Consider the following 21,556-nt stretch of genomic DNA (forward strand, 5'->3'; position numbering starts at 1 on the left):
CCCCACCCCCCCCCCCCCCCCCCCCCCCCCCCCCCCCCCCACCCCCCCCCCCCCCCCCCCCCCCCCCCCCCCCCCCCCCCCCCCCCCCCCCCCCCCCCCCCCCGAGCCCCAGCGCCTGGCGGTACCAGGGGGCGGCGGCGGGCAGCCGGGCAAGGGGGCCGGGGCCGGGCGGGCAGGCGGCGAGGCGCCAGACGTCGTCCCCCCGGTACCAGTGGTCGCGGGCGATCAGGGAGAACTGCCGCTCGGAGACGCGGCCCGGGGTGGCGGCGAGCAGACGCCGGCATTCGTCCCACGAGGCGTCGGGGCCGTCCGCGCCGTCCGGGCCGTCCGCGCCGGGCAGGGCGGGCAACAGGCCGAGGCCGGCCAGGGCGGCGAGCAGGTCGCCGGCCCGGACCGGGTCGGGGTGGCTCGCGTGCTGGACGCCGGGCGGGACGGCGTGGTCGTCCAGGGCGAGCGCGGTGATCAGCCGGGCCAGGTCGGCGCGGTCCACCACGGAGAGCCTGGCGTTCCCGCCCGCCCAGGGCACCGGCACCCGGCGGACCAGTTCGGCCAGCGCGGGCACCACCCAGCGGTCGCCCGTCCCGGTCACCAGGCCGGGCCGCAGCACGACGGCACCGGCCGCCAGCGCGACGCGTTCGCCGAGCAGCCTGGTCCGGCTGGCCTCGGAGACCGGGGCGGCCGGCACCTCGTCGACCCCGATGCCGGAGTGCGGCCCCTCGCCGTACACCGCGGTCGTCGACAGGTGGACGATCCGGCGCACCCCGGCCCCGGTCGCGGCAGCCGTCACCGCCTCGGTGCCGCGCACGTTCACCGCCGCGCACTCCTCGGCGCCGCCGGAGACCCGGGAGGCCAGGTGGAGCAGGACGTCGGCACCCTCGCAGAGCGCGGCCAGCGCCGCCCCGTCGGCGAGGTCTCCCGGCACCCAGGCGGCCGGGCCGCGCCCGTCCGGCACTTCGCGGGCCAGCGCGCGCACCCGCGCGCCGCGGGCGGTCAGGGCGGCCAGCACCGCGGAGCCTATGAAGCCGGTCGCCCCGGTCAGCGCGACCGTGGTGCGCTCCGGGTGCCGCCGTCCCGCCGCCATGCCGCACCCCTCGCCGTCCCGCCGTCCCGGCGTGTCCCGTGTCGCCGTCGACCGGCCGGTCAGTCTATCCAGCCGCCACCCGCCCGGCGGCCACCCGTACGGAGGGGGCGGGGCACGGCCCGAGGTAAGGCCCACCTAGGCTGTAGGCCAAGCAAAACGGGCGAACCGGACCCCCTCCAGGGGCCACGAGGACGGAAAGCAGGGCCCCCCGATGGGCGACGGAATGTCAGGCATGCACCACCACGGCGGGATGACCCAGCTAGGCCCGTTCACCTTGTCCAACGTCTGGACCTGGTCCCCCGACTGGGTGTTCCTGCTGGGAGGCCTGGCCGCCCTGGCGCTGTACGCGGCGGGCGTGGTCCGGCTCCACCGGCGCGGCGACCGCTGGCCGATCGGCCGGATGGTCGGCTGGGCGGCCGGTGTCGGCAGCTTGATCCTGGTCACCTGCACCGGGCTGAACGACTACGGCATGGTGCTGTTCAGCGCGCACATGATCCAGCACATGGTGCTGTCCATGCTGACGCCGATCCTGCTGCTGCTGGGCGCCCCGATCACGCTGGCGCTGCGCGCGCTGCGGCCGACCGGCAAGGGCCGCCCGCGCGGGCCGCGCGAGCTGCTGGTGGCGCTGCTGCACAGCCGGTACGTCCGGGTGATCTCGCACCCGGCCTTCACCATCCCGATGTTCATCGCGAGCCTGTACGGGGTCTACTTCACCCCGTTGTTCGACTTCCTGATGCAGTACCGCGCCGGGCACATCTTCATGATGGTGCACTTCCTCCTCACCGGTCTGGCCTTCTTCTGGCCGATCATGGGCGTGGACCCGGGCCCGCACCGCCCCGGCCATGTGATGCGGATCATCGAGCTGTTCATGGGCATGCCGTTCCACGCCTTCTTCGGCGTGGCCGTGATGATGGCCAGCCACCCGCTGGTCACCACCTTCACCGTGGAGGGCGCGCCACCGGGCACCAACCTCCTGGAGGACCAGAAGCTGGCCGGCGGCATCACCTGGGCGTTCGGCGAGATCCCGACCGCGATCGTGCTGATCGCGCTGGTGTACCAGTGGATGCGTTCCGAACAGCGGCAGGCCCGCCGCTCCGACCGCGCCGAGGAGCGCAGCGGCGACGCCGAGCTGGAGGCGTACAACGCCTATCTGGCCTCACTGCACAAGCGCGGCCCGCGCCCGGCGGCCCCGGCCGCCCCCGCCGCCGCTGTCACCCCCGTCACCCCGGCGGCCGACGCCGGCTGAGCCCACTGCCGCCTGTACCACGGAACCCCCTGTGGAACGGGGGTTCCGCCGTATACGTTCGGACGGTATGCACGCTCTGCTGATCGTCGCCGTCCTGCTCGGCGGGTACGTCCTGCTCTGGCTGCTCGGCTTCCTCGGCTGCGCGCTGCGGCAGGGGCGCCGCCCCGCCCCCGTCGGGGCGGACTACCTGGTCGTCCTCGGCGCCGCCCTGGACGGCTGCGAGCCCGCCCCGCCGCTGGCGGCCCGGCTGGAGGCCGCGCTGGAACGTTTCGCCGCCGAGGAGGCCGCCGGGCACACGCCGCTGCTCCTGGTCACCGGCGGGAAGGGCCCGCACGAGGAGTGCACCGAGGCCGCCGCGATGGCCCGCTACCTGACCGCCCGGGGCGCCCCGGCCGACCGGATCCGGCGCGAGGAACGGGCCGTGAACACCGTCGAGAACCTGCGTTTCAGCGCGGCGCTGATGGCCGCCGAACGGCCCGGCTACCGGTGCACGGTCGTCACCAGCGGCTTCCACACCGCCCGCACCGCGCTCGCCGCCCGCCGGGCCGGCGCCCCCGGCCGGGTGGTCGCCGCGGACGGACTGCTCGCCCACGGCCCGTACGCACTGCTGCGGGAGGCGGTCGGCACGGCACTCGCCTACCCGCGCGCCAACGCCGCCGCCCTCCTGCTCCTCGCGGGCACCGGGGTCCTCCTCGGCTAGGCGGACCTATGCCCCGGGCCCGGCGGCTGCTACTGGAGCCTCCACTGCTGGTTCCAGCCGCTGTTGCAGGTCCAGACGCCCAGGGCCTTGGCGTCCTCGTCGTAGGTCAGGCAGTCCTGGTCGGTGATCCGGATCTGGTACTGGCCGTCGCCCTGCGCGACGAGCTGCCACTTCTGCTCGTCGGCGCCGGTCCACGGCTTGGCGTCGGCGACGTAGCCCTTGGTGTTCTCGGTCAGCACGAGGCCGGACACGGCGCTGGTGATCTTGTAGCGGCCGTTGCCCAGTGCGGTGAACTGCCAGCCGGTGTTCTTGGGGCCGCTGGTGCCGGCGAGGATCGAGGGGCCGGAGGCAGCCCCGGTGGCCACCGGGCCCCGGCCGGTCTTCACCTTGGGGTACAGCAGCCCGGTCACGGCGTCACCGCCGCCACCGCCGCCCTGGTGCGCGGGCACGCCGGGAGTGGCGGTGCCGCCGGTGCTGACGCCCGGCACCGTACCGGGATTGGCCGGGACACCCGGGGTGGCGGTACCACCGGTGCCGACGCCAGGCACCGTACCGGGCTTGGCCGGGACACCCGGGGTGGCGGTACCACCCGTGCCGACGCCCGGCACCGTGCCGGGGATGCCGGGGGTGACGGGGACGCCCGGGGTGCCGGGGGTCCCCGCGATGTCGGCCGGGATCTCGCGGGCCGGGAAGTGGATGATCCGCTTGCTGTCGTAGCACCGGATCAGCACGCAGGACCGGGAGGTGGTCACGGTCCGGTCCGAGTCGCTGCCGGCGAAGGCCCAGTTCCCGTAGCCGCCGTCGCCCTTGTTGGTGAAGGTCGACTCGCCCGCGAAGACCCAGATCCGGAAGTCGTCGTAGCCGGTCGGGCCGCCCTCGCTGTCGTGGTGCTCCAGCTTGACGGTCTGGTCGATCAGCACCCCGCGCATGTCCGCCTCGTAGACGTTGCGGAACCAGAGGGTGTCGTACAGGTCGGTGCCGTCGTACTTGAACACCATCACGTTGAACCCCGGTGCGGCGGCGCTCAGTTGGCCGGCCATCCCCTGGGTGAACGCCGCGTTGTCGGCCTGCGCGGTGAGGGCCGCGCTGCGGAAGCCCCCGATCATGGCGCCGATGGAGCTGATCAGCGCGCTGTAGCAGTTGCCGTTGCCGATGTTGGCGGGCCCGCCGACGCCCGGCTCGATGCCCGGGCAGTCGGTCGCCGCCGAGGCCTGCTGCGGCACGGCCATCAGGCCGGTCGAGGCCAGGGCCGCCAACAGGGTGCCGGCGACGGCCCGTTGGGTGGCCCTGGTCGTCCGGCGGGAGGAAGCGCGCATGCTGAAGTGCCCCGATCATTCGGCGAGGTGGCGTCCGTCTGCGGATCCGCAGCGGAGAGCGGTCCTCCGGATGCTAGGGCCGCTCACCGGCACCACCCGCGATCTTGACGGCACCCTGACGAACCGTTGATGATCTTCCTCCGCGCTGGCCCCGCAGCGGCCGCGGAGGCCGCCCGGAAAGCCCGGAGGCTCCCGGGTCCGGTACCGGACCCGGGAGCCTCCCGGTGCTTCGACTCCCCTGGGATCAGGCGAGGTTGGCGAGCGCCTCGTTGAAGGTCTTGGACGGGCGCATCACCGCCGCGGCCTTGGCCGGGTCCGGCTGGTAGTAGCCGCCGAGGTCGACCGGCGAGCCCTGCACAGCGATCAGCTCGTCGACGATGGTCGTCTCCTGCTCGCCGAGCGCCTTGGCCAGGCCCTCGAACGCCTGGGCCAGCTCGGCGTCGGCGGTCTGCTGGGCCAGCTCCTGGGCCCAGTACAGGGCCAGGTAGAAGTGGCTGCCGCGGTTGTCGATGCCGCCGAGGCGGCGGCTCGGCGACTTGTCCTCGTTGAGGAAGGTGCCGGTGGCGCGGTCCAGGGTGTCGGCCAGCACCTGGGCGCGGGCGTTGCCGGTGCTGGTGGCCAGGTGCTCGAAGCTGGCGGCCAGGGCGAAGAACTCGCCGAGGCTGTCCCAGCGCAGGTAGTTCTCCTTGACCAGCTGCTGGACGTGCTTCGGGGCGGAGCCGCCGGCGCCGGTCTCGAACAGGCCGCCGCCCGCCATCAGCGGGACGACCGACAGCATCTTGGCGCTGGTGCCCAGCTCCAGGATCGGGAACAGGTCGGTCAGGTAGTCGCGCAGCACGTTGCCGGTCACCGAGATGGTGTTCTCGCCGCGGCGGATGCGCTCCAGCGAGAACGTGGTGGCCTCGACCGGGGACTTGATCTCGATCTGCAGGCCGGTGGTGTCGTGCTCCGGCAGGTACTTCTTGACCTTCTCGATCAGGACGGCGTCGTGGGCGCGGTTCTCGTCCAGCCAGAACACCGCCGGGTCGCCGGTGGCGCGGGCGCGGGTGACGGCCAGCTTGACCCAGTCCTGGATCGGCAGGTCCTTGGTCTGGCAGGCGCGGAAGATGTCGCCCGGCTGGACGGCCTGCTCCAGCACCACGTTGCCCTCGGCGTCGACGAGGCGGACGGTGCCGGCCGCGGCGATCTCGAAGGTCTTGTCGTGGCTGCCGTACTCCTCGGCCTTCTGGGCCATCAGACCGACGTTCGGCACGGAGCCGATGGTGGCCGGGTCCAGGGCGCCGTGGGCGCGGCAGTCGTCGATGACGGCCTGGTACACGCCGGAGTAGCTGCTGTCGGGCAGCACGGCGAGGGTGTCGGCCTCCTGGCCGTCCGGGCCCCACATGTGGCCGGAGGTGCGGATCATGGCCGGCATCGAGGCGTCGACGATGACGTCGCTCGGGACGTGCAGGTTGGTGATGCCCTTGTCCGAGTCGACCATCGCCAGGGCCGGGCCCTCGGCGAGCTCGGCCTCGAACGAGGCCTTGATCTCCGCGCCCAGGTGCGGCACGCCGTCCAGGCCGTTGAGGATGCCGCCGAGGCCGTTGTTCGGGTCCAGACCGGCGGCGACCAGCACCTCGCCGTACTTGGCGAAGGTCTTCGGGAAGAAGGCGCGGACCACGTGGCCGAAGATGATCGGGTCGGAGACCTTCATCATGGTGGCCTTGAGGTGGACCGAGAACAGCACGCCCTCGGCCTTGGCGCGCTCGACCTGGGCGGTCAGGAACTCGCGCAGGGCGGCGACGCGCATCACCGAGGCGTCGACGACCTCGCCGGCCAGCACCGGGACGCGCTCGCGCAGCACGGTGGCGCTGCCGTCCTCGGCGACCAGCTCGATGCGCAGCGCGCCGTCGGCGGCGATCACGGCGGACTTCTCGGTGGAGCGGAAGTCGTTCTGGCCCATGGTGGCGACGTTGGTCTCGGAGTCGGCCGACCAGGCGCCCATGCGGTGCGGGTGGGTCTTGGCGTAGTTCTTCACCGAGCCCGGGGCGCGGCGGTCCGAGTTGCCCTCGCGCAGGACGGGGTTGACGGCGCTGCCCTTGACCTTGTCGTAACGGGCGCGGACGTCCTTGTCCTCGTCGGTCTGCGGGTCGTCCGGGTAGTCCGGGAGCGCGTAGCCCTGCGCCTGCAGCTCGGCGACGGCGGCCTTCAGCTGCGGGATGGACGCCGAGATGTTCGGCAGCTTGATGATGTTGGCGCCCGGGGTCTTGGCGAGGTCGCCCAGCTCGGCGAGGGCGTCCTCGATCCGCTGGCCCTCGGCGAGACGCTCCGGGAAGCTCGCGATGATCCGCCCGGCCAGGGAGATGTCGCGGGTCTCCACGCGCACACCCGCCGTCGAGGCGTATGCCTGGACAACCGGCAGGAACGAGTAGGTCGCCAGGGCCGGAGCCTCGTCGGTGTGCGTATAGATGATGGTCGAGTCAGTCATCGGTACTCCGCTTCACGTCTCCAACGTCTTGACGTCAAGATATCTCGTCACGGCCCCCTAGCTCCACCTCCCCCCGCCCCGGAGCGCGCGCCGGGCGCCCCGGGGGCGCGCCGACGGTCAGCTCCACCGTGGTCCCGGGGCGGGTGCGGGGCAAGCGGAGAACGCTCAGACCTCGGTGAACCGGGCCGCCAGCTCCGTCTCGTCGGCGAGGAACCAGAGCTGCCGGCCGCGGTTGCTCTCCCGGACGAAGTCGCGCAGCGGGTCGCTCGCCGCGACGTGGTCGGCGATGTCGCCGAGGACCACGAGGCCGACGCGGTAGTTGACGAACTTCTGCACGATGCCGCCGGCGACCCGGGTGCGCAGCGTGAAGAAGTCCGGGTGCAGCCGGGCGACGGGGACGACCACCCAGGAGGCACCGCGGCCGAACGCGTCGCCGATCACGTCCATGGCGTCCTGCTCCTCGCGGATCGGCGCGCCCTCGGCGGGCAGCCGCAGGACCGTCGTGCCGTACTGCTCGGACATTGCCGTTCTCCCTGGTCGATGTGGATCCGATATGGACCCGATGCGGATCCCGATGCGGATTCGGTGTGACCGACGCCATCCGACGCGGTCGGCGTCAGTGCATGGACGAGGTCATCGTGTGGACGATGCCGAGCAGCGCGGCGGTGTCGGCCGGATCGCCGAGGACGACGAGCCGCAGGGTCTCCCGCTCCTCGTCGTGGATGGTCTCGACGTGCAGCGGCCGGCCGCCCTCGCGCGGGCCGGCGATCGCGGCCATAACGGCGGTGGACAGCCGGTCGGCGGCGGCCCGGTCGACGTTCTCGATCCGGACGACGGCGGACACCTCGGCCCGCCGCGCGCCGGCGCCGGGCGCGGGCGGGGCGGCCGGGGCGCCGGTGAAGGCCTCCAGGTCCGCACGGGCGATCCGGTACTGCTTGCCGATCCTGGCCGCGACGAGCCGGCCGTCGCGGATGTAACCGCGGACGGTGCGCACGTGCAGGCCGAGCAGTTCGGCCACCTGTTCCACCGAGTAGTACTGCGCCACCTGCGACCATCCTCTCGAACGCCCTCATCCGCAGGAAACATACCATCCGATAGGGATGTTTACGTAATGATAGGGAGTGGTTTAGTCCACTCGGGTGAACCGACCGTCAGGGGTGCGTCAACGCACCCACCCATTCGGTCAACGCCGCGTCAGGACCGGCGACGCCCGGCGGAACCCGGCCTAGCGTCGAAGCAGCAGTTCCGGCAGGCACCACCACCCCACCCGGGAGCACTCGCATGGCCCGCGTCGTCTGGCACGTTCCGGTCACCGTCTCCGGTACCGGCACCACCACCGCCCTCCGCCTCTTCCGCCTGCGCGACGGCCGCCGCTGCGCCGTCGGCTTCTCCAGCCCCGAGTCGCTCGCCGCCCTCTTCGGGCCGGACCAGGCCTTCACCGAACTCGGTGAACCCGCCCTTCGCGCGCTCACCGCCCCGCTCGGCATCGACACCCTCGTCCTCGACCCGCGCCTGGTCGCCCCGCCCGTCACCGCACCCGCCGCCCCGCTCGCCCCCGTCCCGACCGCACAGCTCCAGCACCGGTGACCGCCCTCCAGCTGGTCCCCGAGGACCCGGACCCCGAACCGGAACCACCTGAGCCGGCCCGGGCGCTGCACGCGCTCGCCCGGGTCAGCTACGGGCCGGTCCCGCTCGACTTCGACCGGCTGGCGGCCGAGCACCCGGCCGTCCAGGGCGGACTCTCCCTCGCCGGCGACGCCGACCTGGAGCTCCGCCTCGCCTGCACCGGCCCCGAGGAACTGCGGGCGGTCGCCACCGCCCTCCAGCGCGCCGGGGCCGCCAAGGTCAGGATCGACCTGGTGCTGCGCGCCCTCACCCCCAGACCCGTCACCCTCCGCCCGGTCCCCTAGGCCTCCTCCTCGCTCCCCGGTCGGACGGCGCCAGGGCCCCGCCCCGGTGCCGTCCGACCGTGATCATTTCCTCGTCCCGCGCCCGCGACGTACCGTCAAGCCCAGAGGCGACGCACCCGGCTTGAGGAGCAGGCACGATGGACCGATTGACGTACGACGAGGTCAAGGCCGCCGGCGAGCGGATCGCCGGGAGGGTGCGGCCGGTCGCGGTCGCCCCCGGGGACGACCGCGGGCGGACCTGGCTGGCGCTGGAGTTCCTTCAGCACACCGGCAGCTTCAAGGCGCGCGGTGCGCAGAACTTCCTGCTCGCGCACGCCGAGGCGGGCACCCTGCCGGAGGCCGGGGTCACCATCGCCTCGGGCGGCAACGCCGGGCTGGCCTGCGCCTGGGCCGCGCGCGAGCTCGGCGTGCGCGCCACGGTGTTCCTGCCCGAGACGGCCTCCCCGGTGAAGCTGGCGCGGCTGCGCTCGTACGGCGCCGACGTGCGGCTGGTCGGCCGGGAGTACGCGGAGGCGCTGGCGGCCTGCGAGGAGTTCGCGGCGGGCAGCGGGGCGCTGGCCTCGCACGCCTACGACCACCCGCTGATCGCCGCCGGCGCGGGCACCGTGCTGGAGGAGATCCGCGCCCGGGTCCCCGGGCTGGACACGGTGGTGGTGTCGGTCGGCGGCGGCGGGCTGTTCGCCGGGGTGGCCGTCGCGGCCCGCGAGCACGGCGTCCGGGTGGTCGCGGTGGAGCCGGAGGGTAGCCGGGCCCTGCACGCCGCCCTCGCCGCCGGCCACCCCGTCGACGTCCCGGTGTCCTCCGTGGCCCAGGACGCCCTCGGCGCCCGCCGCGCCACCGCCCTCGCCGTCCACGCCGCCCGCCACGAGGGCGTCCGGTCCGTTCTGGTCGACGACGAGGCCATCGTGCGTGCCCGCCGCCGGCTCTGGGAGGACCGCCGCATCGCCGTCGAGTACGCGGCCTCCACCGCCCTGGCGGCCCTCGACCACGCGGAGGGCGAGCGGGTCGCCGTCCTCCTGTGCGGCGCCAACACCGACCCGTCCGACCTCGCCACCCCCTGACCGACGGCCCCCGGACGGCGGCTTTGGCCGGATCCGTCGTCAAGCACGAAGACCTGCCCGCCGGTTGGGAAACCGGCGGGCAGGTCCCGTTGTCGGCCGGGCGCTACAGGCTCAGCACCGTCCGCAGGGCCCCGGCGACCTCCGCCTCCGGGTCGTCCGCCGCGCCCGTCGAGCGCCAGGCGACGAAGCCGTCCGGCCGGACCAGCACGGCGCCGGCCGGGCCAATCCCGTGCAGCTCCGCGAAGTCCGCGCCCGGCTCCGACGCCAGGTCGTCCTCGGCGCCGCCGCCGATCCGGTAGGCGTCCAACGGGACGGCCAGCCGGTCGGCCGCCCGCCGCGCCCCGGCCTGCCAGGCCGCGCCCTCGGGGCCGGTGAGCAGCACCATCGCCTGCTCGTACAGGTCCAGCGTGGACAGGCGCACGCCCGCCCGCAGCAGCCACTGGTGCGGGGCCCGGCTGCCCGGCTCCCCGGCCGACTCGAACTTCTCGGGGACGACCGCGCCCGCCGGGTCCGTCCCGATCACCGCGCCCACCGGGTAGCGGTAGCCGAGCGCCACCCCGAGCACCCCGGTCTGCCGCCCGGCACCCGGCACCACCGCGTACCCGGGGTGGCTGTGCTCGGCCGAGCGGGCCGAGGCGCGCTCGCTGGTCACCTGCGCGACCGGGCGGCGCTCCTGCCCGTACGTCTCCAGCAGCTCCGGCCCGGCCCACCCGCAGAGCACCGCGGCGAGCTTCCAGGCCAGGTTGTGCGCGTCCTGGATGCCGGTGTTCGAGCCGAACGCGCCGGTCGGCGACATCTCGTGCGCGGAGTCCCCGGCGAGGAAGACCCGCCCGGCGCCGTACCGCTCGGCCACCCGCTCGGCGGCGTGCCAGGGCGCCCGGCCGGTCACCTCGACGTCGAGCTCCGGCAGGCCGACGGCGGTGCGGATGTGCCGCTCGCAGCGCTCGTCGGTGAACGCCTCCAGCGGCTCACCGTGCTCGGGGTGCCAGGGCGCGTGGAAGACCCACTCCTCCTGGTTGTCCACCGGCAGCAGCGCGCCGTCCGCCTCCGGGTTGGTCAGGTAGCAGGCGATGAAGTGCCGGTCCCCGACCACGTCGGCCAGCCGCTTGGCGCGGAAGGTGATGCTGACGTTGTGGAACAGCTCGCCCTGGCCGCTCTGGCCGATGCCCAGGCGCTCGCGGGCCGGGCTGCGCGGGCCGTCCGCGGCGATCAGGTAGTCCGAGCGCACCCGGCGCTCCTCGCCGGTCTCCCGGCTGCGCAGCACCGAGGTGACGCCCTCGGCGTCCTGCTCGAAGGAGACCAGCTCGGTGTTGAAGCGGACGTCGCCGCCGAGGTCGCGGGTGGCGCGCAGCAGCACCGGCTCCAGGTCGTTCTGGCTGCACAGGCACCACGAGCTGGGGCTGAACCGGGCGAGCCGCCCGCCGGGGTCGATCTCCCGGAACAGCCACTCCTGCTCGGTGCCGGTCAGCGAGGGCGCCTGGAGGATGCCGTGGTTCGGGGCGAGGACCGACGCCGCCTCGCGGATCGCCGGCTCGATCCCGGCCACCCGGTACAGCTCCATCGTGCGGACGTTGTTGCCTCGGCCACGCGGGTGATGCGAGGTGTCGGCGTGCTTCTCGACCAGCAGGTGCCTGACACCCAGTCGGCCGAGGAAGAGCGAGGCCGACAGCCCGACCAGCGACCCTCCCACGATCAGGACCGGCACCCGGTCGTCAACCTTCGGATTCATCAATTGCTCCACCCTGTCAGGGGATTCAGCGGACCGGCGCCTGGGGTCGGGGCCGCCGTCGAGGGGGCCGCACGGCCGGGGGCCCCGCTCTTCCATCCCCCGCCCGAGGGTGCTTGTGCCGCCTCTTCCCCCGGATGGCCCGCAAATATCGCGGCACCCCGGTACGCCGCTCACGATCGACTTCAGGCCTGGCGCCGACCGACCGGGCCGATCGCCGTCGCACCGCCCTCCCAAGCCGGGAGCACCCCCCGGACGCGGCCCACCGCGGCCCGCAACGTGCGGCCCAGAGCAGAAAGTGGATCATGACAACTCTGTCCGAACCGCAGCGGAAGCAGCAGGCCGACTCCGACACCCGGCTCCGGGTGGTACTGATGCTGGAGATCCAGGACGGCGCCCAGCAGCGCTTCCTCGACGTCTACGAGCAGCTGCGCCACCAGGTGGCCTCGGTGCCCGGCCATGTCAGCGACCAGCTGTGCCAGTCGATCAACGACCCCCGCCAGTGGCTGATCACCAGCGAGTGGGAGGACCAGGACACCTTCCTGGAGTGGGTGGACAGCCCCGCCCACCGCGAGATGGTCAAGCCGATGCACGGCTGCGTCAGCGACAACTTCCGCTCGCTGCGCTACGGCATCCTGCGCGAGACCTCGGCGGCCGGCTCCACCGGCACCCGGGCCCCCCTGGAGGTGCCGCCCGGCCTGCCGCGCACCGAGCCCGCCGGGCACGTCGGCCCGCCGAAGGCCGAGCCCGGCCCGGACGGCGTGGTCCGGCACGCGCTCACCTTCACGGTCAAGCCCGGCAGCGAGCACGAGGTGGCCCGGATCCTGTCCGGCTACGCCTCGCCCCGGGCCGAGGTGGACGAGCACACCCGGCTGCACCGCACCTCGCTGTTCATGCACGGCAACCGGGTGGTCCGGGCCGTCGAGGTGGTCGGCAACCTCGGCGACGCGCTGCGCCACGTGGCGATGCAGCCGGAGGTGCGGGCCGTCGAGGAGGCGATCAACCCGTACCTGGAGGAGGCCCGCCAGCTGGGCGACCCGCAGGCCGCGCGCGCCTTCTTCGCCCGGGCCGCGCTGCCGGCGAAGCACCAGGCGATCGCCAGCTCCCCGACCTCCGCCCGGCTGCACCGGCACGCCGTGCTGTACCCCGTCCGCCCGGGCGAGGGGCAGGCCGTCGCCGAGCTGCTCGCCGACTACGACAACCTCGCCACCGCCGACCCGACCGGCCCGGTCGCGGCCAGCACCGTGTTCCACCGGGCGGACGTGGTGGTGCGCCTGGTCGACCTGCGGGTGCCGGCCGAGGCCGACCCGGCGGCCGCCCTCGGCGTGGCGGGCGACCAGGAGGCCGCCGCACTCGGCCGACTGCTCGACCTCGGCCCGCAGGGCGACCTGCGCACCTCCACCGGACTCGCCGCCGCCCTGGCCGCCCGCGCCATGAGCCCGGTCACCGACCGCAGCTCGCAGGACAACTGAAGAACCAGCCGCATCTCTCGGAGGAAGACACCATGACCACGCAGTACCCACGGATCGTGCACGTCGACGAGGCACCGGAGAACCGTCGGCGCGGCGGCGACCTGCGCGCCATGCTCACCCCGACCACCTGCGGGGCGACCAGCGGGTTCATGGGGCTGGCAATCGTCCAGCCCGGTGAGCGGATCGGCGAGCACTACCACCCGTACTCCGAGGAGTTCGTGTTCGTGGTCAGCGGCGACCTGGAGGTGGACCTGGACGGCGAGAGCCGTCCGATCAGGCCCAACCAGGGCCTGATGATCCCGATCAACATGCGCCACCGCTTCCGCAACGTCGGCGACACCGAGGCCCGGATGGTGTTCCACCTCGGCCCGCTCGCCCCCCGCCCCGAACTCGGCCACGTGGACACCGAGGAGACCGGCGCCGCCGGGCCGCCGGAACACGCCAAGGTGGCCTCGTGACCCGGCGCGTCGCCGTCACCGGGATCGGCGTCGTCGCGCCCGGCGGGGTCGGGGTCCCGGCGTTCTGGGAGCTCCTCACCTCCGGCCGCACCGCCACCCGGGGCATCACGCTCTTCGACCCCACCGGGTTCCGCTCCCGGATCGCCGCCGAGGTCGACTTCGACCCGGCGGCCCACGGGCTGGGCCCAGCGGACGTCCAGCGGGCCGACCGCTACGTGCAGTTCGCGATGGTCGCGGCGGACGAGGCGATCGCCGACGCGGGCCTGGACCTGGCCGCCGAGGACCCGTGGCGGATCGCCGTCTCGCTCGGCACCGCCGTCGGCGGCACCACCCGGCTGGAGCACGACTACGCCCTGGTCAGCGCCGGCGGCGCCCGCTGGGACGTCGACCACCAGCGGGCCGATCCGCAGCTGCACCGGGCCTTCGCGCCCAGCACGCTGGCCTCCACGGTCGCCGAGCGCACCGGCGCGCACGGCCCGGTGCAGACCGTCTCCACCGGCTGCACCTCCGGCCTCGACGCGATCGGCTACGGCTTCCAGGCCGTCGAGGAGGGGCGCGCCGACATCTGCATCGCCGGCGCCTCCGACTCGCCGATCTCGCCGATCACCGTCGCCTGCTTCGACGCCATCAAGGCCACCAGCGAGCGCAACGACGACCCGGAGCACGCCTCCCGGCCCTTCGACGCCCACCGGGACGGCTTCGTCCTCGGCGAGGGCGGCGCCGTCCTGGTGCTGGAGGAACTGGAGCACGCCCGCCGCCGCGGCGCCCGGATCTACGGCGAGATCGGCGGCTTCGCCACCTTCGGCAACGCCTACCACATGACCGGCCTCACCCAGGAGGGGCTGGAGATGTCCCGGGCGATCGACGACGCGCTCGCCCACGCCCGGGTGGACCGCACCGACGTCGGCTACGTCAACGCGCACGGTTCGGGCACCAAGCAGAACGACCGGCACGAGACCGCCGCCGTCAAGCGCTCGCTCGGCGCCCACGCCTACCGGACGCCGATGAGCTCCATCAAGTCGATGGTCGGGCACTCGCTCGGCGCGATCGGCGCCATCGAGGTGGTCGCCTGCACCCTGGCGCTGGCCCACGGCGTGGTGCCGCCGACCGCCAACTACGAGACTCCGGACCCGGAGTGCGACCTCGACTACGTGCCGCGCACCGCGCGCGAGCTGCCGCTGAGCCACATCCTCTCGGTCGGCAGCGGATTCGGCGGATTCCAGTCCGCCGTCGTGCTCAACAGAACGGGGTGAGTGTCATGACGTCACGTCAGCAGGGCCGCCGGGCGGTGGTCACCGGCCTCGGCGTGGTGGCGCCGAACGGCGTTGGGGCCGACGCCTTCTGGAAGGCCACCAGGCAGGGCGTGAGCGTCCTCGACCGGATCACCCGCGAGGGCTGCGACGGGCTGCCGCTGCGCGTCGCCGGCCAGGTGCGGGACTTCGACCCGCGGGCCGCGATCGACAGCCGGTACCTGGTGCAGACCGACCGGTTCACGCACTACGCGATGGCCGCCGCCGACCTGGCGGTGGCGGACGCCGGATTCCACCCCGACCCCGAGCATCCCTTCGCGGTCGGGGTGGTGACCGCGGCCGGCTCCGGCGGCGGCGAGTTCGGCCAGCGCGAGCTCCAGCAGCTCTGGGGCAAGGGGCCGCAGTTCGTCGGCCCGTACCAGTCCATCGCCTGGTTCTACGCCGCCAGCACCGGCCAGATCTCGATCCGCGGCGGCTACAAGGGTCCGTGCGGGGTGGTCGCCAGCGACGAGGCCGGCGGCCTGGACGCGCTCGCGCACGCGGCCCGCACGATCGAGCGCGGCACCGACGCGGTGGTGGCCGGCGCCGCCGAGGCACCGTTGGCGCCGTACTCGATGGTCTGCCAGCTCGGCTACCCGGAGGTCAGCCTCGCCGGGCAGCCCGACCGGGCCTATCTGCCGTTCACCGCGCAGGCCTGCGGCTTCGCCCCCGCCGAGGGCGGCGCGATGCTGCTGCTGGAGGACGAGCAGGCGGCCCGGCTGCGCGGCGCCGCCGTCCGGGCCCACCTGGCCGGACACGGCTCCACCTTCACCGGGGCCTCCCGCTGGGAGGAGTCCCGCGAGGGGCTGGCCGCCGCGATCCGCATCGCCCTGGACGAGGCCAGGATCGCGCCCGAGGAGATCGACGTGGTCTTCGCGGACGCGCTCGGCGTTCCGGCCGCCGACCGGGCCGAGGCGCTCGCACTGGCCGACGCGCTCGGCCCGGCGGCCGAACGCGTCCCGGTCACCGCCCCCAAGTCCGGCACCGGACGGGCCTACTGCGGCGCGCCGATGCTGGACGTGGCGGCCGCCGTCCTGGCCATGGAGGACGGCGTGCTGCCGCCCACCCCGAACGTCACCGAGGTCAGCCACGACCTCGCCCTGGTGACCGGCCGCGCCCGTCCGGCCGAACTGCGCACCGCACTGGTGCTCAGCCGCGGGCTGATGGGTTCCAACTCCGCACTGGTGCTCCGGTGCGGAGACCGGCCCTGAATCCGCACCCGCAACTCCACCGAAGGGACATCCCGTGAGCAACACCCTCAGCTATCACGAGCTGGCCGCCCTGATCCAGGCCCGGGCCGGCGTCACCGTCGACCCGCTGCACCTGGAGCGCCCGGGCGCGCAGTTCGACGAGTTCGGCGTCGACTCGCTCGGCCTGCTCGGCGTCGTCGGCGAACTGGAGAACCGGCACGGCCTCAAGGTCACCTCGGGCGCCGAGTCCGCCAAGACCCCGGCCGAGTTCCTGCAGCTCGTCAACACCTCCTTCCTCTCCCCGAAAGCTGGTGCCTGAGATGCCCGGACACACCGACAACGAGATCGTCATCGCCGCCCCCCTCGACCTGGTCTGGGAGATCACCAACGACCTGGAGAACTGGCCGGACCTCTTCAGCGAGTACGCCTCGGTGGACGTGCTGGAGCGCGACGGCGACAGCGTCCGCTTCCGGCTCACCATGCACCCGGACGAGAACGGCCAGGTGTGGAGCTGGGTCTCCGAGCGCACCACCGACAAGTCCTCGCTCGCGGTGCGCGCCCGCCGGGTCGAGCCCGGCCCGTTCGAGTTCATGGACATCCGCTGGGAGTACGCCGAGGTCCCGGCCGGGACGAGGATGCGCTGGATCCAGGACTTCGCGATGAAGCCCACCGCCCCGGTCGACGACCACGGCATGGTCAACCACATCAACCGCAACTCCCGGATCCAACTGGAGCTGATCCGCGAGAAGGTCGAGAAGCGGGCGGCGGAGCGGTGACCGGAATGCACCGCGCCCTGATCGTCGCCCGGATGAAGCCCGAGGCCGCACCGGACATCGCCGAGGTGTTCGCCACGTCCGACCAGGGCGAACTGCCGCACCTGATCGGCGTCACCGGCCGCAGCCTGTTCCAGTTCGGCGACGTCTACCTGCACCTCATCGAGGCCGACCGCCCGCCGGGCCCGGCCGTCGCCAAGGTCATCGGCCACCCGGAGTTCCGGTCCGTCAGTGACCAGTTGACCGCCTTCGTCCAGGCCTACGACCCGGCCACCTGGCGCGAGCCGAAGGACGCCATGGCGCACGAGTTCTACCGCTGGGACCGCTGACCCCGTCCCACCCGTCCCGCTCGTCCTGGGCCCGCCCCCGGCCATCCGCCGGGGGCGGGCCCACGTGCGCGTCCGGCTCGACCGGACGTGGCGTCAGCACCGTCCGAGCCGGCCCGACGCGGTGTCAGTGCCGCCCACGTCCGCCCGACGGCACGTCAGCACCATCCGAGCCCGCCCGACGCGGTGTCAGTGCCATCCCGGGCCTGCCCGACGTCGCGTCAGCACCATCCGGGCTTGTCCGACGCGGCGTCAGTGCCTTCTGGACGGGCCCGACACGCCGTCAGCACAGGACCGACTCGGCCCGGACCGCCGCGAATCCTTTTCACCCGTCTCACTGGGGCACCCGGGTGAACCGGGCCGGGACTCCACTCGAATCGAGCACAGTCCGTACCCAAGTCGCCACTCTCCGGTGGCGGCGGACGTCGCGGTGGTTGACGGTGAATCAGACGCAGTTCCCACGAATTCCCTTGTCCGGCGCCGTGCCGGCGATCGCGGGCCTGTGTATCGGAAGGATCAACCTCATGCGTTCTGCACGCACTCTGCTCGCCGGGGCGGCTGTCGCCGCCGTTCTCACCGTCGGCACCCCCATGGCCTTCGCCGACGGCTCCGCCGACCAGGCGAAGAGCCTCACCTCGCAGGACCAGTCCGACCGCGGCGACGAGCACGGCCGTGGCGACGACCGTGGCGACGAGCACGGCCGCGGCGAGGGTCGTGGCGACGAGCACGGCCGTGGCGAAGGCCGTGGCGACGAGCACGGCCGCGGCGAGGGTCGTGGCGACGAGCACGGCCGTGGCGAAGGTCGTGGCGACGAGCACGGCCGTGGCGAGGGCCGTGGCGACGAGCACGGCCGCGGCGGCGACAAGGGCGGCGAGGGCCGCGGCGGCGACAAGGGCGGCGAGGGCCGGGGCGGCGAGCACGGCCGCGGTGGCGAGCACGGCCGCAAGGGCCCGCACGGCGGCGTGCACGCCGGCGGTGGCGGCCTGGCCGTGGCCGAGACCGGCACCACGCTGTCCGGTGGCGGCCTCGCCTCCGGTGCCGTCCTGCTGATCGGCGGCCTCGGGGCCGGCGCGTACGCGCTGCGCCGCAACCGCCGCAACACCGGCGCCACCATCTGACGTCCGGCATCTGACGCCGCCCCCACGCGCCTCCCCACCAGGGCGGCGCGCACGGGGGCGGCGGGTCGTTTTGGACCTTCTGGACCTTTCGGACTTTTTCGGGCCGCCACCGGCCCGGCTGCGCATGGGAATGGAGAAAGAGGAGCGATGGGCGGTCCCGTCCCTGGAATGTCCCGACTGCTGCGCACCGGCATCGGTGCGGCGGCGGTCGGCCTGCTGCTGATGTACAACTCGGTCGACACCACGCCGAGAGCCAACTCGGCGTCCCGCATGACCCGTCCCCCGGCGATCGTCGCGCCGGCCACCCCCCGCCCGTCCGCACCGGCCACCACCCCCGCGGACGCCCCCGCGGAGGCCCCTGCGGAGGCCGCCGAGGACCCGGCCCCCGCGCCACCGTCGCTGGGCCGCGCCAATCCGACCCGGCTGCGGATCCCGCAGATCGGCGTCGACGCCCCGTTCACCGAGCTGACGCTCGATCCGGAGGGCCAGCTCACCGCGCCGCCGCCGGACGACGACAACCTGGTCGGCTGGTACCGGGACGGCGTCTCCCCGGGCGAGCTCGGCAGCTCGGTGGTCGCCGGGCACGTGGACACCACCACGGGCCCGGCGGTGTTCGTGATGCTGAGCCAGATGCAACCGGACCAGCAGATCGAGGTGGAACGCGCGGACGGCACGGTCGCGGTGTTCTCGGTGGACTCGGTGGAAGCCTTCCCCAAGAACGCCTTCCCGGACGACAAGGTGTACGGCCAGACGCCCGACGCCCAGCTGCGGCTGATCACCTGCGGCGGTGCGTACGACAAGGGCCAGAAGGACTACTCGGACAACGTGGTGGTCTTCGCGCACCTGGACTCCTCGCACCCGGCCTGACCGGCAACGCGAACGACCGCCGCCCCCAACTCCCGGGGGGACGGCGGTCGTTCGCGTGGGGGCCGGTGCTCAGCCGCGCACGGTGGCCTCGAAGGCGTGCAGGTAGGGGTTGACCGGGTGGACGTCCGCGACGTCCAGTCCGGCGTCCTCCATCAGCCGCACCATGCTCTCCTTGGAGTGCTTGGCGCCGCCGACGTTGAGCAGCAGCATCAGGTCCATCGCGGTGGTGAAGCGCATCGACGGGCTGTCGTCGACCAGGTTCTCCACCACCACGACGCGGGCGCCGGGCCGGGCCGCGGCGACCACGTTGGCGAGGGTGCGGCGGGTGCTCTCGTCGTCCCACTCCAGGATGTTCTTGATGATGTAGAGGTCGGCGCGGACCGGGATCTCCACCCGGCAGTCACCGGGCACCAGTCGGGCGCGGGCCGAGAAGGCGCCGCCGTCCTGGAGCCGGGGTTCGGCGCCGGCGACCACCTTGGGCAGGTCGAGCAGGGTGCCGTGCAGCGCCGGGTGCTTCTCCAGCAGGCTGGCCAGCACGTGCCCCTGGCCGCCGCCGATGTCCGCCACCGAGTCGACGCCGGTGAGGTCCAGGTACTCGGCGAGGTCGTGGGCGGACTGCCGGCTGGAGGTGGTCATCGCCTTGTCGAAGACCTTCGCGGAGTCGCCCGCGTCGCTGTGCAGGTAGTCGAAGAACTCCTTGCCGAACAGTTCGGGGAAGACGTTGCGGCCGGAGCGGACCGCCTCGTCCAGCTTGGGCCAGGCCTCCCAGGTCCACGGCTCGGTGCACCAGAGGGAGATGTAGCGCAGCGAGTTGGGGGCGTCCTCGCGCAGCAGGCGGGACATCTCGGTGTGCTCGAAGCGGTCGTCGGAGGTCTCGGAGAAGATGCCGTAGCAGGTGAGCGCGCGCAGCAGGCGGCGCAGCGGCAGGGGCTCGGTGTCGAGGGCGGCGGCGAGATCGGTGAGGCTGGTCGGGGTGTCGCCGAGCACGTCGGCGACACCGAGCCGGGCGGCCGCGCGGACGGCGGCGGCGCAGGCGGCGCCGAAGACGAGCTCGCGCAGGCGCATCGCGGCCTGGGGAGTCGGGGGCGGTGCGATCGTCATGGGAGGTCTTCCTTGTCGACGGGGGCGGGGGTGCCGGGGGCGCGTGCCGGGGGCGGGTCGTACCGGATGCGGGTCGTACCGGGAGCGGGTGCCGCGGCTCAGCAGCGGCCGAACGGCTCGGACCGCGCGCAGGTGTTTCGGGCGAACGCGTTCTCGCCGGTGTCGCGGTCGGCGATGTCGGCCGGGCTGTTGCCGCTCAGGTGGTTGTCGGCGACGGTGTTGCGGGCGTTGGCGACGCCGACGACGCTCTTGAAGAGGACGATCCCGCCGGAGAAGTCCGAGCTGCCGACGTTGTCGTGGACCTCGTTGTCGGTGACCCGGGCGTCCTCGACCCCGGTGAGCACGATGCCCGCGCCCTGGATGGCGCCCAGCCGCGGGTTGGCCGGGCAGAACATGTTGTTGGCGACGACCTCGTTGCGGCGCACGTCGAGGTCCCCGGCCCGGGGCACGCCCTCGTCGCCGACCACGAAGACGCCGGCGCAGTTGCCGCGGAGCTCGTTGTCCTGGACGGCCAGCCCGCGCAGTCGGCGGACGGTGACGCCGACCCGGTTCTCGGTCAGCTCGTTGCCCTCCACGACGGTGCCCCCGGTGTCGGGCGCGCCGCCCTCGCGGTAGGCGTAGTTGGCGAGGAAGACACCGGACTGGCCGTTGTGGGTCGCGCGGTTGCCGACGATCCGGGCCCGGGTGGAGATCTCCTGGCTGATGCCCTGCTGGGCGTTGTCGTGGACGTAGGTGTCGCGCACGGTCAGGCCGGTGGTGCCGCTGGCGTCGATGCCGTTCTTGCGGAAGCCGGTGACGGCGAGGGTCTCGATGGTGACGTCCGGCAGCGGGGCCGCCTCGGTGCCGTCGACGCACAGGCCGTGTCCGGCGGTGGCGCAGGCGTTCTCGGTACCGTCCCCGGGGGTGATCACGCTGTCCGCGCCGGCGCCGCGCAGGGTGAGGCCCGGGGTGGTGATGCGGACGCTGCCGGGGTAGGTGCCGGCGAGCAGTTGGACGGTGTCGCCGGGGAGGGCGGCGTCGACGGCCTGCTGAATCGATTCGCCCGGCTGGACGACGTGCAGCCCGTCGGCGGCGTGCGCCGCGGGCACGGTGGCCAGGCCGGCGAGGACGGTGGTCAGGGCGGTGGCGGCGGCGGTGGCCGCGGCGAAGTGGTGGACCCGTCGCGTGGGCATGAGTGGTGACCTGTTCTTTCCGGCGCGCTCGCCGGTGTGCGGCCGGAGCCTGCCGGGCGGCGCGCTAGGTACGCGGTGTCTGTTGTTACACGGTGTGCGGGGGTGGTGACGGCCGGTGGGTGCGGCCGACTCGACGCTATGGGCCGCCGGGTGGGCCCGCCACCAGGGCTGGGCTGCGGGACTGACGGGGCGTCGGCCGGTGGTGGGACGGCCCGGCGTGGCGCGTACGGCGCGGCGCGCTCCGGACCACGCCGCACGGCACGCCCTCGGACCGCCCCCGGCA

At 73.8% G+C, this 21,556-nt stretch carries 22 protein-coding genes; 14 read left to right on the top strand and 8 right to left on the bottom strand.

Annotation, left to right across the window (positions count from 1 at the left end; all coding sequences use genetic code 11):
• On the bottom strand, positions 1–1,081 hold a 1,081-nt coding region (locus AC07AL_RS14715; protein WP_478317599.1), incomplete at its 3' end, for an NAD-dependent epimerase/dehydratase family protein.
• 232 nt (positions 1,082–1,313) lie between these two features.
• Here AC07AL_RS14715 and AC07AL_RS14720 point away from each other — a divergent pair.
• Positions 1,314–2,327 (top strand): cytochrome c oxidase assembly protein, encoded by a 1,014-nt coding sequence (locus tag AC07AL_RS14720; RefSeq protein ID WP_363586004.1) that lies wholly within the window; start codon positions 1,314–1,316, stop codon positions 2,325–2,327.
• A gap of 67 nt (positions 2,328–2,394) precedes the next feature.
• The gene (locus AC07AL_RS14725; protein WP_478317600.1) at positions 2,395–3,027 is read left to right on the top strand and encodes a YdcF family protein; all 633 of its coding nucleotides are present in this window, start codon (positions 2,395–2,397) and stop codon (positions 3,025–3,027) included.
• Positions 3,028–3,056: 29 nt separating this feature from the next.
• Here the strand turns inward: AC07AL_RS14725 and AC07AL_RS14730 are convergent, their stop codons facing one another.
• From AC07AL_RS14730 to AC07AL_RS14745, 4 genes are all read right to left on the bottom strand, one after another.
• Positions 3,057–4,343, bottom strand: a complete 1,287-nt coding sequence (locus AC07AL_RS14730; protein ID WP_478317601.1) for an RICIN domain-containing protein — start codon at positions 4,341–4,343, stop codon at positions 3,057–3,059.
• A gap of 244 nt (positions 4,344–4,587) precedes the next feature.
• Positions 4,588–6,810: an NADP-dependent isocitrate dehydrogenase gene (locus AC07AL_RS14735; protein ID WP_363586001.1), complete on the bottom strand. Its 2,223-nt coding sequence runs from the start codon at positions 6,808–6,810 to the stop codon at positions 4,588–4,590.
• A gap of 165 nt (positions 6,811–6,975) precedes the next feature.
• A complete protein-coding gene (locus tag AC07AL_RS14740) occupies positions 6,976–7,332 on the bottom strand; it encodes a DUF4180 domain-containing protein (RefSeq protein WP_363586000.1) in 357 nt (118 codons plus the stop codon).
• Between the two features lie 94 nt (positions 7,333–7,426).
• Complete coding sequence (locus AC07AL_RS14745; RefSeq protein WP_363585999.1) at positions 7,427–7,855, bottom strand: helix-turn-helix domain-containing protein; 429 nt, start codon at positions 7,853–7,855, stop codon at positions 7,427–7,429.
• A gap of 236 nt (positions 7,856–8,091) precedes the next feature.
• On the opposite strand from AC07AL_RS14745, the gene AC07AL_RS14750 reads away from it, so the two are divergent.
• From AC07AL_RS14750 to AC07AL_RS14760, 3 genes are all read left to right on the top strand, one after another.
• On the top strand, positions 8,092–8,397 hold the full coding sequence (locus AC07AL_RS14750) for an SAV_915 family protein (protein ID WP_363585998.1): 306 nt from the start codon (positions 8,092–8,094) through the stop codon (positions 8,395–8,397).
• Positions 8,394–8,720, top strand: coding sequence for a hypothetical protein (locus tag AC07AL_RS14755; protein WP_363585997.1), 327 nt, complete (start codon positions 8,394–8,396; stop codon positions 8,718–8,720). Before AC07AL_RS14750 ends, AC07AL_RS14755 begins: the two co-directional genes overlap by 4 nt.
• Positions 8,721–8,857: 137 nt before the next feature.
• A complete protein-coding gene (locus AC07AL_RS14760; RefSeq protein WP_363585996.1) occupies positions 8,858–9,781 on the top strand; it encodes a serine/threonine dehydratase in 924 nt (307 codons plus the stop codon).
• A 103-nt stretch (positions 9,782–9,884) separates the two neighbouring features.
• Here the strand turns inward: AC07AL_RS14760 and AC07AL_RS14765 are convergent, their stop codons facing one another.
• Positions 9,885–11,510 carry an FAD-dependent oxidoreductase gene (locus AC07AL_RS14765; RefSeq protein WP_478317602.1) on the bottom strand — a complete coding sequence of 542 codons (1,626 nt, stop codon included), beginning with the start codon at positions 11,508–11,510 and terminating at the stop codon, positions 9,885–9,887.
• Between the two features lie 302 nt (positions 11,511–11,812).
• On the opposite strand from AC07AL_RS14765, the gene AC07AL_RS14770 reads away from it, so the two are divergent.
• The 9 genes from AC07AL_RS14770 to AC07AL_RS14810 all read left to right on the top strand — a co-directional run bounded on the left by AC07AL_RS14770 (position 11,813) and on the right by AC07AL_RS14810 (position 19,000).
• Positions 11,813–12,979: a SchA/CurD-like domain-containing protein gene (locus AC07AL_RS14770; RefSeq protein WP_363585994.1), complete on the top strand. Its 1,167-nt coding sequence runs from the start codon at positions 11,813–11,815 to the stop codon at positions 12,977–12,979.
• A gap of 32 nt (positions 12,980–13,011) precedes the next feature.
• Positions 13,012–13,437, top strand: a complete 426-nt coding sequence (locus AC07AL_RS14775; RefSeq protein WP_350879141.1) for a cupin domain-containing protein — start codon at positions 13,012–13,014, stop codon at positions 13,435–13,437.
• The gene (locus AC07AL_RS14780) at positions 13,434–14,690 is read left to right on the top strand and encodes a beta-ketoacyl-[acyl-carrier-protein] synthase family protein (protein ID WP_363585993.1); all 1,257 of its coding nucleotides are present in this window, start codon (positions 13,434–13,436) and stop codon (positions 14,688–14,690) included. Before AC07AL_RS14775 ends, AC07AL_RS14780 begins: the two co-directional genes overlap by 4 nt.
• A gap of 5 nt (positions 14,691–14,695) precedes the next feature.
• Complete coding sequence (locus AC07AL_RS14785; RefSeq protein ID WP_363585992.1) at positions 14,696–15,937, top strand: beta-ketoacyl synthase N-terminal-like domain-containing protein; 1,242 nt, start codon at positions 14,696–14,698, stop codon at positions 15,935–15,937.
• A gap of 34 nt (positions 15,938–15,971) precedes the next feature.
• The gene (locus AC07AL_RS14790; protein WP_363585991.1) at positions 15,972–16,235 is read left to right on the top strand and encodes an acyl carrier protein; all 264 of its coding nucleotides are present in this window, start codon (positions 15,972–15,974) and stop codon (positions 16,233–16,235) included.
• 1 nt (position 16,236) lies between these two features.
• Complete coding sequence (locus tag AC07AL_RS14795; RefSeq protein WP_363585990.1) at positions 16,237–16,692, top strand: SRPBCC family protein; 456 nt, start codon at positions 16,237–16,239, stop codon at positions 16,690–16,692.
• Positions 16,693–16,697: 5 nt separating this feature from the next.
• A complete protein-coding gene (locus tag AC07AL_RS14800; protein ID WP_063351612.1) occupies positions 16,698–17,018 on the top strand; it encodes a TcmI family type II polyketide cyclase in 321 nt (106 codons plus the stop codon).
• A gap of 521 nt (positions 17,019–17,539) precedes the next feature.
• Positions 17,540–18,133: a hypothetical protein gene (locus tag AC07AL_RS14805; protein WP_363585989.1), complete on the top strand. Its 594-nt coding sequence runs from the start codon at positions 17,540–17,542 to the stop codon at positions 18,131–18,133.
• 168 nt (positions 18,134–18,301) lie between these two features.
• Positions 18,302–19,000 (top strand): class F sortase, encoded by a 699-nt coding sequence (locus tag AC07AL_RS14810; RefSeq protein WP_363585988.1) that lies wholly within the window; start codon positions 18,302–18,304, stop codon positions 18,998–19,000.
• A 69-nt stretch (positions 19,001–19,069) separates the two neighbouring features.
• Here the strand turns inward: AC07AL_RS14810 and AC07AL_RS14815 are convergent, their stop codons facing one another.
• Both AC07AL_RS14815 and AC07AL_RS14820 read right to left on the bottom strand, forming a co-directional pair.
• Complete coding sequence (locus AC07AL_RS14815; protein ID WP_363585987.1) at positions 19,070–20,101, bottom strand: methyltransferase; 1,032 nt, start codon at positions 20,099–20,101, stop codon at positions 19,070–19,072.
• A gap of 98 nt (positions 20,102–20,199) precedes the next feature.
• A complete protein-coding gene (locus AC07AL_RS14820) occupies positions 20,200–21,273 on the bottom strand; it encodes a right-handed parallel beta-helix repeat-containing protein (protein WP_363629470.1) in 1,074 nt (357 codons plus the stop codon).
• Positions 21,274–21,556 lie beyond the last annotated feature (283 nt).

The sequence above is a fragment of the Kitasatospora sp. NPDC043949 genome (assembly GCF_056435365.1).

Excerpts from the sequence above, each read along its gene's own strand:
- AC07AL_RS14805 (WP_363585989.1), top strand. The coding sequence starts at position 17,540 with ATGCGTTCTGCACGCACTCTGCTCGCCGGGGCGGCTGTCGCCGCCGTT.
- AC07AL_RS14740 (WP_363586000.1), bottom strand. The coding sequence starts at position 7,332 with ATGTCCGAGCAGTACGGCACGACGGTCCTGCGGCTGCCCGCCGAGGGC.
- AC07AL_RS14820 (WP_363629470.1), bottom strand. The coding sequence starts at position 21,273 with ATGCCCACGCGACGGGTCCACCACTTCGCCGCGGCCACCGCCGCCGCC.
- AC07AL_RS14725 (WP_478317600.1), top strand. The coding sequence starts at position 2,395 with ATGCACGCTCTGCTGATCGTCGCCGTCCTGCTCGGCGGGTACGTCCTG.
- AC07AL_RS14800 (WP_063351612.1), top strand. The coding sequence starts at position 16,698 with ATGCACCGCGCCCTGATCGTCGCCCGGATGAAGCCCGAGGCCGCACCG.
- AC07AL_RS14730 (WP_478317601.1), bottom strand. The coding sequence starts at position 4,343 with ATGCGCGCTTCCTCCCGCCGGACGACCAGGGCCACCCAACGGGCCGTC.
- AC07AL_RS14735 (WP_363586001.1), bottom strand. The coding sequence starts at position 6,810 with ATGACTGACTCGACCATCATCTATACGCACACCGACGAGGCTCCGGCC.
- AC07AL_RS14765 (WP_478317602.1), bottom strand. The coding sequence starts at position 11,510 with ATGAATCCGAAGGTTGACGACCGGGTGCCGGTCCTGATCGTGGGAGGG.
- AC07AL_RS14720 (WP_363586004.1), top strand. The coding sequence starts at position 1,314 with ATGCACCACCACGGCGGGATGACCCAGCTAGGCCCGTTCACCTTGTCC.
- AC07AL_RS14760 (WP_363585996.1), top strand. The coding sequence starts at position 8,858 with ATGGACCGATTGACGTACGACGAGGTCAAGGCCGCCGGCGAGCGGATC.
- AC07AL_RS14775 (WP_350879141.1), top strand. The coding sequence starts at position 13,012 with ATGACCACGCAGTACCCACGGATCGTGCACGTCGACGAGGCACCGGAG.
- AC07AL_RS14770 (WP_363585994.1), top strand. The coding sequence starts at position 11,813 with ATGACAACTCTGTCCGAACCGCAGCGGAAGCAGCAGGCCGACTCCGAC.
- AC07AL_RS14785 (WP_363585992.1), top strand. The coding sequence starts at position 14,696 with ATGACGTCACGTCAGCAGGGCCGCCGGGCGGTGGTCACCGGCCTCGGC.
- AC07AL_RS14795 (WP_363585990.1), top strand. The coding sequence starts at position 16,237 with ATGCCCGGACACACCGACAACGAGATCGTCATCGCCGCCCCCCTCGAC.
- AC07AL_RS14810 (WP_363585988.1), top strand. The coding sequence starts at position 18,302 with ATGTCCCGACTGCTGCGCACCGGCATCGGTGCGGCGGCGGTCGGCCTG.
- AC07AL_RS14815 (WP_363585987.1), bottom strand. The coding sequence starts at position 20,101 with ATGACGATCGCACCGCCCCCGACTCCCCAGGCCGCGATGCGCCTGCGC.
- AC07AL_RS14750 (WP_363585998.1), top strand. The coding sequence starts at position 8,092 with ATGGCCCGCGTCGTCTGGCACGTTCCGGTCACCGTCTCCGGTACCGGC.